The sequence below is a fragment of the Streptomyces sp. NPDC031379 genome (assembly GCF_055569615.1).
The window spans coordinates 2,927-13,813 of sequence record NZ_JBVIIT010000053.1 but is presented as its reverse complement, the minus strand read 5'-3'; the positions used below and the strand labels follow the sequence as shown (position 1 = coordinate 13,813).

Below are 10,887 nucleotides of genomic sequence, written 5' to 3'. Positions count from 1 at the left end.
TCGGTCACATCGGCACTGTCCTGAACATGCTGGGCCCAGGCCGGGTTGGAAGCGATCGCCTCCGGCGGAGCCGTCTCGGCGACCTTGCGCAGCCGCACGGTGGCGCCGGCCTTCTCAGCTCCCTCGGCGGCTGCTCGCGCCAAGGCGTGAATGGTCCCGGTGGAGCTGTAGTAGATGATGGCTACGTTCACGGATTCCACGATCGGTTTCCTTCTCTCGCTTGCTGCCTGGCGGCGCCGCAGTCGGTTGCCGGATGCCGGCGGGACTCTCTCCGGCCGGGGAAGCCGTGTGTCCTACGCCTGGAAAGTGCGGTGTTCATCGTCGGACGACGACGTGATCGCGTGGCCGAACTGACGGTCGCCAGTTTTGTACGGCGGATTCACGGTGCTGCTCGCCGTTCGGGACATCGACGGAGTGCGCCGGCCGTTGCCACGGCCGGCGCACCCTCGAACGGCGAACGGCATGCACCCTATCGAGCGATGACCAAGGTGGCGGGCGGTGCCGAATGAAACGAGACATCCTTGAAGCCGGCCTTGCCCAGCCAGTCCTGGTACTCGGACCGCCGCCAGGTGCCGCCCTGCTTGCTCTTGAGCAGCATCTCCGCTGCGAAGATCAGCGGGAAGGCCGGACCGCTGCGGTCGTCGTCGACGACGTAGTCGCAGACCACGAGGGCACCGCCGGGCTTGAGGGCGTCCCGGAGGCGGGCGAAGACCTCGACGTTGCCCTCCGGGCCCTCCTGGTGGGCGATGTGGGAGTACAGCGCGATGTCGTACTTCGCGGTGCCGAAGTCGGTGGTGTGGAAGTCACCGTCGATCGTGGTGAACCGGTCGGCCACACCGCGCTCCGCCAGCAGCCGGCGGGCGATCGCGTTGATCGGCTCCCAGTCGAGCTGGGTCGAGCGGGCGGCCGGGTTGGTCTCCAGCCAGATGCCCGAGTAGATGCCCGAACCGCCGCCCACGTCGAGGATCGAGATTTCCCCGGCCTCGGCCAGTCCGAGCACCTCGGCGGCGGTCGTCGCGGCGGGAACCGACTGCGCGGCGATGGCCGGAACGATCTCCTCCCAGTGCGGGTTGTCGGCCACCTCGGTCGTCGGGTCCTGCACCGGTCCCCCGGCGCGGACCACGTCCGGCAGTGCGACCAGGCTGCCCATGTGCTTCAGCTTCAGCTGGGCGAAGCTGCTCAGGCAGGTGGGCTTGCCCTCGACCAGGTAGGCGGACGCCTCGGGCGTGTTGCGGTACCGGCCCTCGTGCACCTCGACCAGGCCCACGCTGACGAGGCCGTCGAGGAGGGTCTGCGCGCCCCGCTCGGCGATCCCGGCGCGAGCGGCCAGCTCCGTGACCGTGTCCGCCCCGTCCTCGATGTGGGTGAAGAGCGCGTGGGCGGCCGCGGCGCCGACGACGCCGGTGGCCCAGTAGCCGTTGATCAGCCTCAGTACGCCGTCCGGTGCCGGCTTCTTGTCCGTCATGCTGCCCCTCCTAGGCTCCGGGCGGGCACCGAGTGGGTCCGGACCGCGCTGCGCAGGGCATCCGCGACCCGTTCGACCTGATTGGTGCTGAGTTCCGCGTGCATGGGTATGGCCAGCTGCCGCTGGTAGAGATCCGCCGAGACCGGGCACGTGTGCTTCGACTCGAACACGGGCTGGATGTGGGTCGCGAACGTGCCGTGTCCGCAGCCGATGCCCTTGGCGCGCAGCTCGGTGGCGACGGCCGCGCGGTCCACGCCCGGGTCCAGCGTCACCATGTACGTCTGCCAGGCGTGGGTACGGTCCTCCGGCACGAACGGGACCGTCAGGAGTTCCTCGTCGGCGAGCAGTTCGCCGTACTGCTGGGCGACGGCGTCACGGCGCGCCAGCAGCTCCTCGATCCGGCCCAGCTGCACCTGCAGGATCGCGGCCGCGATGTCGGACAGCTTGTAGTTGTAGCCGATCTGGGTGAACTCCGGGATGGGCAGGCCGACGACCTTCCCCATGTCGAAGATGCTGCCGATGCCGAAGGAGGCGCGCAGCCGCGCGTCCGCGCCGACCTTCGGGTCGGCGGCGAGCAGCGCACCGCCCTCACCGCTGCTGGCTCCCTTGCGTCCGTGGAAGGACAGGACGCCCACCTCGGCGAGCGCGCCCGCCTCGCGGCCCTGGTACTTGGCACCGACGGCGCAGGCGGCGTCCTCGATGACGAACAATCCGTGGCGGTCGGCGAGCGCCTGCAGCTCCACGTAGTCGGCGGGGATGCCGACGGTGTCCACCGCGATCACCCCGACGGTACGCGCAGTGATCAGGTCGGCCACCGCCTGCGGGTCGATGGTGCCGGTGTCGGCGCGCACGTCGGCGCAGACCGGGACCGCGTCGAGGTAGCGCACGGCGTGGGCGGGCGCCGGGAATCCGTAGTCGGCGACGATCACCTCGTCGCCGGCCTTGACCCCGAGCGCGAGCAGGGAGGCGTGGAGCGCGGCGCCGGCGTTGCACATCGCGACGGCGTCACCGACCCCGTACCGCTGGACGAGCTGGGCCTCCAGAGCCTTGCCCTTCGGGCCCTGCCCGGCCGGCCAGCCGGAGGCGAACACCTCGGCGACGGCCGCCAGTTCCTGCTCTCCCAGGCTCGCGTGGACCAGGGAAATCGGTTCCACCGCGGTCACCTCTCGCTCCGCTTCGCGTTCGTCTCCTGGCCGGGGATCCCGGTGATCGACGGCGGCTGGAAGCGCAGCGGCGTGAGCTGGCTGACGTCGTACCGCTGACGCATCGCCTCCACGGCCGCGGGGTCCACCGCGGTGCCGCGCGACCAGATCTCGGCGATCTCCTCGAAGTACGCCTCGTGTTCGGGCGAGGGATAGCTCTGGAAGAGCATCTTCACCGGCTTGTCCGTGGCGTTGCGGAACGCGTGCGGGGTGCCGGGGGGCACGAACATGCAGCTGCCCTCACCCGCGCGGACGACGCGGTCGCCCTTGGGGGACTCCCAGTGGTGCCAGGTGTCCGTCGTGCGCTCGGTCGGCTCGAAGCACAGCAGGTCCAGCTCCCCCTCCAGGACGTAGAAGAACTCCTGGGAGTGGTTGTGGACATGCGCCCCGACATCGAATCCGGGCGGAACGATCACCTCGAAGATCGATATGGAGGATCCCATCTCCTTCGTGGCCTTGAAGGTCACCTCCTGCGCCGGGGTGACCAGCTTTCGCCCGACACCGGCCGGGATGATGAGGTCGGTCATATGCTCCGCTTTCTCTGTGCGCGCGTGGGATCAGGCGAAGGTCTGCGGGACGCCGTCGGCCGCCCAGGTGCCGAGCGCCATCTCGGCGGTGATGCCAGGACCGAAGCCCGCGATCAGACCGGTCGCGCCGGGTGCCGGGGTCTCCTCCTCGAACAGCCTGCGGGCGGCTTCGAGCACGACGGCGCTGGCGATGTTGCCGTACTCGCTCAGGGTCGACCAGCTGTGCCGGAACACATCGCGGTCGACCTCGAGGAACTTGGCGAGGTCGTCGAGGATGCGCGGGCCACCGGCGTGGATGATGTAGAAGTCGAGCTTGCCGGCGTCCCAGCTGTGGTCCTTGGCCAGCTCGCGCAGGACCGGGGCGAGCGGCTCCATCGTGCCGGGCACGCGGCGGTCCAGCTGGAAGTGGAAGCCGGTGTCCTTGACGGCGTAGGAGATCCAGTCCTCGGTGTCCGGGATGAGGTAGGAGGCGTTGCGCTCCAGGTCGATACCGACGCCGCCTTCGCCTCGTACGACGGCTGCGGCGACCGCGTCACCGAACAGGCCGTCGGACAGCAGCGAGCCGATGTCGTCCGCGTCGGGCTGGTAGCACAGCGAGCACAGCTCGCAGGAGACGATCAGGACGTTGCTGCCGGGGTGGGCCATGCAGAAGTCGTGGGCCCGGTTGATCGCCGCTCCGCCCGCCGCGCAGCCGAGCTGGGCGATGGGTATCTGCCGGGTGTCGGAGCGGAAGCCCAGCTTGTTGATCAGCCATGCCGTCAGCGACGGCATCAGGAACCCGGTGCACGACACGTAGATGATCGCGTCGATGTCACGGGCCCTCAGTTCGGCGTTGGCCAGAGCCTGCTCGATGACCTGGGGCGTGCGCTTCTTCGACTCGACCTCGTAGATGCGGTTGCGCTCTTCGAAGCCGGGGTGGCGGAGCGTCTGCTCGATGGGCTGGACGATGTGCCGCTTCTTGACACCCGTGTTCCGGATCAGCCGCAGCGCCAACGCAAGCTGCGGCTTGCCGGCATGTGCTTTCTCGGCGAATTCCAGCGTCTCTTCCACTGTGATGATGTTTTCGGGCGCATTCATCGCCGGCTTGCATAGCCTCGGCATATCTGGCATCCACTTCTTTGGAGTCTCGACAGCAAGGGCAGTGGGGCGTTGAGCTGATGGCGGGTCGCCTTCGCCCGCCATCCCTCGGTGTGGTTGTTGACGAGGTTCTTCACGGTGGCCTGACATGCCCGCCGATGAGCCCGGCGGGCAGGTACAACTGCCGGTCGAACGCCGCGTGGCCCTGACGGGCGGTTTCTCATCGATCCCTCAACGCCCCTTGCCCGTCGGCGTTTTGACGCGCCGCGCAGGGGTACGGGGGACGAAGCGACGGGGTGGCGGCCGGTCAGACGGAGAACGCTGACGGCGAGTTGCGCCTGTCCTTCATGGGAAGGGACTTCAGCTGCTCGGAAAATGCAGCCAGCTGCCGTGGATCACAGGGACTCGTTCTCGCCTGTACGGACCGGCGGACGACATTCAATCCACTGCCTTGCGGCTGTTTTTGGGCAGGGAAGGTGTGCGGAAATCGTGACACGGGATGGGGCCCCACGCCAAGCGCATCATCGAGTGACCCAGGTCACACTTCAGGCCGGCTTTCTCTCCACGTCCACGGCGATGTCTTTCACCGCGCTTCCGGGGCGGGCGCGCTCGAGCACGGGGGCGGGTTCCGGGCGGGGCGCGCGAACGCGCACGCCAGAGGGCTCTTGCGGGCGCGCTGTCCCGCCTGTCGCGCCTGGGTGGCGGCGTGCGGCCGGGGTCCGGGCACCCCGGCGGCCGTACGGCGCGGCCACGCCCGGCATCGGGCCGGGGCAGCGGGGCGCTCGGGGCCCGGTGGAGTGCGAGTCGGCAGCCGGTCGACGCCGGATGGCCGGAGGGTCGGTGGAGGGTCGTGCGTACGTCGACGGCGGTTCGTGTCCGCCTGGGACGCGGGACGCCGAGCACGCGGGCCTGGCGCCCCGGACCCGTCAGAACCCCACGTCGTACCGTGGCGGGGCGGCTCGGGGCGGCTCGTCCGCGCCGAGGGCGTCCAGCACCTCGGCGACGGTCTCGGCGCCGTCGAGGGTGGGCAGCCGGACCAGCAGCCGGGCGCACTGAGCGGCCAGCATGCTCGCAGCGGCGTCGGAGACGCGGGCCCGGTCGTGGACGACGGTGAGGGTCCGCGAAGCGTCGGCGTCGCTCCTGACGAGCAGGGCGACCGGCAGGGTGGGCTGCGTATCACCGGTGTGCCGCGGCCCGAAGCGGACGCCGATGTCGGCGAGTTGGGCCTGCAGGTCGGCGGGCCAGCACGGGGTGCCCTCCACGGAGACCAGGCTCTGCGGCAACGGGGCCGGCCGGCCGGCCCACTCCTGGATCTGCCCGAGGGAGACCCATTCGTACACCGCCAGGTCCAGTGCCCGGTCCCGCAGGGCATCCAGCAGCCGGCTGACCGTCCAGGCGGGGTCGACCAGAACACTCATCGGCAGACAGGCGCGCAACGGGCCCACCAGCCGGTCGGCACAGTCCAGAGTGATGCCGCGCCCGGAGACGGTGATGCCGAAGCTCACCGGGACGGGGCCGGTCGCGTTCGCCGCGCGGTACAGCAACAGCGCCCACGCGGCGTGCACCACGCTGGAGTCCGGCAGGCCCCGCGTGGCCGCCCACCGGTGCAGCCGGTCCGTCTCCGTGGTGGTCAGCCGGGCCGCGGCCCGGCCGCGTCCGTGCTGCCGGGTGGGAGGGCCGGGCAGCAGGGGCAGGACGACGGGCGGGTCGGCGGGCAGGGCCCGGCCGAAGAAGTCCTGCGCCGGGGTGGTGTCCTGATGTTCCAGCCAGCGCATCCAGTCGCGGATGTCCGGCCGGCGTTCGCCGCCGGGCAGCACACCGCCCGCGAGATAGGCGCGGCTGAACTCCTTCTGCAGGACGAACACGCTGCGGGCGTCCAGCAGCCCGTTGTGAAAGGTGAGCAGGACCCGGGTGCTGCCCGGTACCTCGGTGTCGACGAGAGTGACGCGCAGCGGACCGGGGCGGCGGACGTCGAAGCCGTGCAGCCGGTCCCGCTCCAGCAGTTCGTCCCAGTCGACGGTGCCCGCGGGGTGCCGTGTCACCTCGGTGCGGGCGTGCGGGTGGAAGACGATGTGCGGACTCGGCTTCCGCTCGAAGGCCGCTCTCAGGATCGCTTCCCGCTCCGTGACGGACTGCCAGGCGGCGGCGAAGCGCTCGGTGTCCAGCGGTCCGTACCAGCACCACCAGACCTGCTCCACATGCCGTCCCGTGAACCGGTTCCGGGCGGATTCGAGCAACGCGTCGATGCGCCGGCGGGTCACGGGTACGGACAGCCGTGGCGCTTCGGCCGGCACCGCTGTGCGGCGTTCGGTACGGATCCGTACACGGCGCCAACGGCTCGACCTCGCCATGTCTCGTCCTCCTCGCCGTCGCTGCCTCACCCCGGACAGGACCGCAGACCACAGAGATGCCGGGACCCAGGCACACCGGGCGATATCGTGCCGGAGCCCGCCTTCAGCGGCCTGACGGCGTGTCGACACGGCTCGAGGTCCGCTCGGGAAGCCCTGGGCGACGGCCGGGGCCGCCCGGCGACGGCTCCGGCCGGACGACGGCCCCGGGGTCAGGGAGCCGTGGCCGTCGTCCCGGACAACCGGCCGTCACAGCACCCGCACCGCGCGCGCGGCGTGCCGTACCGCCTGCTGCAGCACGAGGTGGTCCTGCCGGCTCAGCTCGTCGCGCACGTGCTGTCGCGCATCCGCCAGGGTCGCGTTCTCGCCCAGGACGTCGGCGATGGCCTCCTCCCGCAGCAGCACATGGTGCCGGCCGGTGAGGTTGACGCCCGACTCGTCGGGCTCGACCGACCATTCGCCGGTGTGCGCGGTCAGCAGGGTGGAGGTGGCGGTCTCCTTGTGGACGAGCCGGCCGGCACCGGGGAAGCAGATGCGGACCGACTCGGTGTGGTGCGCGCTGCCGTCACCGGCGAGGCCGTCCACCGTCATGACCTGGACGCCCGGCTTGCTCTCCGCCAGCCGCACGGTGCGCTCGTACGGCAGGCCGGCGGTCCAGTCCTGGGCCCGGTAGAGGAAGTCGAACGCCGCGTCGGCAGAGCCCTCGAAGCGCACGGTGTTCTCGAGGACCAGCTCGAGTTCGTCCAGCCTGGGCCAGCGGTCGGCGACCCAGACCAGCTGATCCAGCTGCGCCTGGCCGTTGGCGCGGGTGACGCGCTCCGTCCAGGCCACCTCGGCGGGCGCGTCCCCGGTGACGGTGAACTGGTACTCCAGCACCACCTGGCACCGCTCGCCCATCGGGCGTATCGCCCACATCCCGTTCATCGACGCGACCGGAGCGTCCGTCTGGTCCTGACGGAACGTCACGGTACGACGTCCGACGTCCAGGTCGCGGCTCGACACCCAGGACGAGACCTGGCCCTCCGTCATGGCCCAGGTCCGCAGCAGCTCATGGGTGCCGTCGAAGCTCAGTCGTTCCACGTGCACGCAGGGCCGGAAGAACAGCGGCCACTGGGTGGCGTCGGCGATCAGCCCGTACAGCACTCCGGCCGGGGCCGATGTGGTCACCTCCGAGACCACGCGGTGCACTCGCGCAACCGACAATCTTCCAGCCCCCCTTGTGTCCAGCGGCTGCCTGCGCCGCGTCGATGTCCCGCACATCGACGCGTGCCGACCGGTGTCCTCGCACGGCACGGCGCAGGGTCGGCCGACATCTGCCGTGGGTGCGGACAGCCTCTCCGGCGAGGCTTCGCTGATGGTCGGCCAATACTGCCTGACGCGGCTCGAGTCCGACCTGGGCCGCACTCGAGCGACACTCGATACCGGCGAGGGGGTGTGGGTGCTGGCGGCTGCGACGGCGACCACGGGCCGGGGGGCGCCCTAGAAGGCCGACGCCTCCCGCAGCGTGATCCGGTCGAGGCGGCTGAGCAGATCCTGCTGCTCCTGGGCAAGCCGCTCGACATGGCGGCGCAGCCAGGCGATCTCGTCCCGCAGCAGCCGTACGTCGGTCTCGTCGGCCCGCGTACCGCCGCCCGGCGGTCCGCCCGGCATCTCGGTGAGGCCGGGCTCGGACCGCCGCGGCTCCAACCGCACCGGTCCGGCCAGGTCCGCGTCGAAGTCCCGGTGGCGCAGGACCGACTCCATACGGAACCGCAGCGCGGGCCCCGGTTCGAGGCCCAGGTCGTGCACGAGTCTGCGGCGCGCCCGTTCGTACGCGGCCAGGGCGTCCGCCTGCCGGCCGGACCGGTACAGCGCGGTCATCAGCAGCTCGTAGAACCGCTCCCGAAGCGGATGGGCGATCGTCAGCTCCTCCAGCTCGCCGGTGATCTCCTGCGCGGAACCCGCGCGCAGGCTCGCGTCGTACAGGGCCTCCAGGGCGACGAGCCTGGCCTCCTCCAGCAGGGCGGCCTCCGCCGAGCAGATGGCGCCCCGGCCGCCGCCCTGCAGGGCCGCGCCCCGCCACAGTCCGAGGGCCTCGCGCAGCACACCGGCCGAGCGGGCGGGCTCGGTGGCGAGCAGCGCCCGGCCCTCGGCGACCAGACGCGTGAAGCGGCGTGCGTCGACGTCGTCGTCGAGGTCACCCGAACGCAGCTCGTATCCGGTGGGGTGGGTCACCAGCCACTCGTGGTGCCGCTCACCCGAACCGGACGCGGGCACCGGCACCAGCCGGCGCAGCCGGCCCACATGGGCCTGCAGGGCGTTGGCCGCGTTCGCCGGCGGGTCCTCGCCCCACAGCTCGTCGACGAGACGCCCGGCGGGCACGACCTGGCCGGCCTTCGCCACGAGAGCGCCGAGCAGGGCGCGCTGCTTGGCGCCCACGGGCACGATCTGCAGATCATTGCGGGCGTCGCAGATCTGCACGGAACCCAGAATCCGAAACTCCATGCCGTCCTCGCACGGGAATATACAAAGAGTTCTCGGCACGGTAGTCGGCACGCTTATGTGGTGCAGGATCAACCAGCGGTTCACCGGTTTGCGTGGACTGTCTCTCCAGAGGATGTCAAGTGCGCTCGGCGGCCGGCTCCGGGAAGCCCACCCGCACCGGGCGCCGGTGATAACGGCCGAGCAGGGCGAGTAGCTTCAGATCCGGCAGGTCCGGCAAGAAGTCGCACCCGCCGGTGGGGCCCAGGCGGGCGAGCAGTCCCCTGATGAGGGGGTCCCCGTCGCGATAGGCGGTTGAACGCTTCGTTTCCGTCGCCATGGCTGGAAACGTAACAGCGCGGGGGCGGCCGGAACAGGTGCCCGGGGGCGCATCACCGCTGCGCTGACGTTTTGTCAGCAGGACGTCAGCGGTACGTCAGCGCTGGTCGCGGGAGGCCGCTAGAGAAATACTCGACCCCGCCTCGCACAGGTCTCGACGGGAACTGCAGCCTCCCTCGCGACTGGCCCGCGAAAAGCGCCGAAGAATCGCTGTTGAAGACACCATCTGAAGCCTCGTCAACGCGGCGAACCAACGACACCGAAAACGGCACGGAGGAAGAATGAACATAAAGGTTCTGGGTGCGCTGAACGCGGAAGTGAACGGAATCTCCATCGTCCCGACCGCGGGTAAGCCCCGCCAGATCCTGGCGCTGCTCGCCCTCAATCCCGGCCGGGTCGTGCCGGTGCCCACCCTGATGGAGGAGATCTGGGCCACCGACCTGCCGCAGAGTTCGCTGACGACACTCCAGACGTACATACTGCAGCTGCGCCGGCTGCTGGGCACCGCCATGGGCCCGGACGTACCGGGTTCGGCCAAGGACGTCCTCGCCACTCGCTACGGCGGCTATCTGCTGCAGATCCCCGCCGAGGCGGTCGACGTCAACCGCTACGAGGCGCTGGTCGCCGAGGGACGGCAGGCTTTCGAGGACGGCGAGGACGCCGCCGCGGCCTCCCTGCTGCGCGAGGCACTGGACCTGTGGGAGGGGCCGGCGCTGGTCGACGTCCGCCTCGGGCCGGTGCTGGAGGTGGAGGTGATGCGGCTGGAGCAGAGCCGTCTGGTCGCCCGGGAGCGCCGTATCGACGCCGAGCTTCGGCTGGGCAGGCATGTCGAGCTGATCCCTGAGCTGACCGATCTGATCGCCCGCCACCCGCAGCACGAGGGACTGCACTCGCAGGCGATGGTGGCCCTGTACCGCTCGGGTCGGCAGGCCGCCGCGCTCGATGTCTACCGCCGGCTGCGCCAGCGCCTCATCGACGAACTCGGTGTGGAGCCCTCCCCGCAGCTCCAGCGCATGCACCAGGCGATGCTCTCGGTCGACCCGCGCCTGGACATCGCCGCGAGCCCGCGGCGTACGTCCACGTTCGACCTCTACGCTGCCTGATGCCGGTGACGAGCGGCGAGATCCGGTCCGCCGCCCCGAGGGCAGCAGGCCTGTCCCTCGCCGTCACGGGCCCACCACATCCGCTTCCGGACCGCCGTGCGGATGCGGGGCGACCGGGCTGCGCGCGGCGGGGGCGCGCTGCCCGCCGACCGTGCCGGCCCGTCGTCCGGGCCGGGTCCGAGGAGTGAGGTCGTGCCCGCGGACAGCGGTGCGGAGCGCCGGGCGCGGGCACGGGCGCCCCTGCCGATCGCGGGTGCGGGGGGGGGGGGGGGGGGGGGGGGGGGGGGGGGGCGGGGGGGGGGGGGGGCACCCAGACAAACACAAAAGCAGGCCAGGCGCCGGGGAGGAGGGGGACCCCCGCTGCCT

10 protein-coding genes are annotated in these 10,887 nt (G+C 71.0%); 1 reads left to right on the top strand and 9 read right to left on the bottom strand.

What is annotated here, in order from left to right; genetic code table 11:
* The 9 genes from ACZ5CW_RS40815 to ACZ5CW_RS40775 form a co-directional block, all read right to left on the bottom strand.
* A partial coding sequence (locus ACZ5CW_RS40815) for a flavodoxin domain-containing protein (RefSeq protein ID WP_468610835.1) occupies window positions 1-200 on the bottom strand: 200 nt, incomplete at its 3' end.
* Between the two features lie 269 nt (window positions 201-469).
* Window positions 470-1,465, bottom strand: a complete 996-nt coding sequence (locus ACZ5CW_RS40810) for a class I SAM-dependent methyltransferase (protein WP_468610833.1) — start codon at window positions 1,463-1,465, stop codon at window positions 470-472.
* Window positions 1,462-2,619, bottom strand: a complete 1,158-nt coding sequence (locus tag ACZ5CW_RS40805) for a DegT/DnrJ/EryC1/StrS family aminotransferase (RefSeq protein WP_468610831.1) — start codon at window positions 2,617-2,619, stop codon at window positions 1,462-1,464. The genes ACZ5CW_RS40810 and ACZ5CW_RS40805 overlap by 4 nt, the downstream gene beginning before the upstream one ends.
* A 5-nt stretch (window positions 2,620-2,624) precedes the next feature.
* Window positions 2,625-3,194, bottom strand: a complete 570-nt coding sequence (locus ACZ5CW_RS40800; protein WP_468610829.1) for a cupin domain-containing protein — start codon at window positions 3,192-3,194, stop codon at window positions 2,625-2,627.
* Window positions 3,195-3,224: 30 nt separating this feature from the next.
* Window positions 3,225-4,295, bottom strand: a complete 1,071-nt coding sequence (locus ACZ5CW_RS40795) for a type III polyketide synthase (protein WP_468610827.1) — start codon at window positions 4,293-4,295, stop codon at window positions 3,225-3,227.
* Window positions 4,296-5,197: 902 nt separating this feature from the next.
* Window positions 5,198-6,622 (bottom strand): condensation domain-containing protein, encoded by a 1,425-nt coding sequence (locus ACZ5CW_RS40790; protein ID WP_468610825.1) that lies wholly within the window; start codon window positions 6,620-6,622, stop codon window positions 5,198-5,200.
* 246 nt (window positions 6,623-6,868) lie between these two features.
* Window positions 6,869-7,879: an aromatase/cyclase gene (locus ACZ5CW_RS40785; protein WP_468610823.1), complete on the bottom strand. Its 1,011-nt coding sequence runs from the start codon at window positions 7,877-7,879 to the stop codon at window positions 6,869-6,871.
* A 219-nt stretch (window positions 7,880-8,098) separates the two neighbouring features.
* On the bottom strand, window positions 8,099-9,103 hold the full coding sequence (locus tag ACZ5CW_RS40780; RefSeq protein ID WP_468610821.1) for an AfsR/SARP family transcriptional regulator: 1,005 nt from the start codon (window positions 9,101-9,103) through the stop codon (window positions 8,099-8,101).
* Between the two features lie 115 nt (window positions 9,104-9,218).
* Window positions 9,219-9,419 carry a hypothetical protein gene (locus ACZ5CW_RS40775; protein ID WP_468610819.1) on the bottom strand — a complete coding sequence of 67 codons (201 nt, stop codon included), beginning with the start codon at window positions 9,417-9,419 and terminating at the stop codon, window positions 9,219-9,221.
* A gap of 280 nt (window positions 9,420-9,699) precedes the next feature.
* Between ACZ5CW_RS40775 and ACZ5CW_RS40770 the strand changes: the two genes are divergently transcribed.
* Window positions 9,700-10,521, top strand: a complete 822-nt coding sequence (locus ACZ5CW_RS40770; protein WP_468610817.1) for an AfsR/SARP family transcriptional regulator — start codon at window positions 9,700-9,702, stop codon at window positions 10,519-10,521.
* Window positions 10,522-10,887 lie beyond the last annotated feature (366 nt).

Coding starts and splice junctions, on each gene's coding strand:
- ACZ5CW_RS40775 (WP_468610819.1), bottom strand. CDS start 9,419: ATGGCGACGGAAACGAAGCGTTCAACCGCCTATCGCGACGGGGACCCC.
- ACZ5CW_RS40810 (WP_468610833.1), bottom strand. CDS start 1,465: ATGACGGACAAGAAGCCGGCACCGGACGGCGTACTGAGGCTGATCAAC.
- ACZ5CW_RS40800 (WP_468610829.1), bottom strand. CDS start 3,194: ATGACCGACCTCATCATCCCGGCCGGTGTCGGGCGAAAGCTGGTCACC.
- ACZ5CW_RS40790 (WP_468610825.1), bottom strand. CDS start 6,622: ATGGCGAGGTCGAGCCGTTGGCGCCGTGTACGGATCCGTACCGAACGC.
- ACZ5CW_RS40770 (WP_468610817.1), top strand. CDS start 9,700: ATGAACATAAAGGTTCTGGGTGCGCTGAACGCGGAAGTGAACGGAATC.
- ACZ5CW_RS40785 (WP_468610823.1), bottom strand. CDS start 7,879: ATGTGCGGGACATCGACGCGGCGCAGGCAGCCGCTGGACACAAGGGGG.
- ACZ5CW_RS40795 (WP_468610827.1), bottom strand. CDS start 4,295: ATGCCGAGGCTATGCAAGCCGGCGATGAATGCGCCCGAAAACATCATC.
- ACZ5CW_RS40780 (WP_468610821.1), bottom strand. CDS start 9,103: ATGGAGTTTCGGATTCTGGGTTCCGTGCAGATCTGCGACGCCCGCAAT.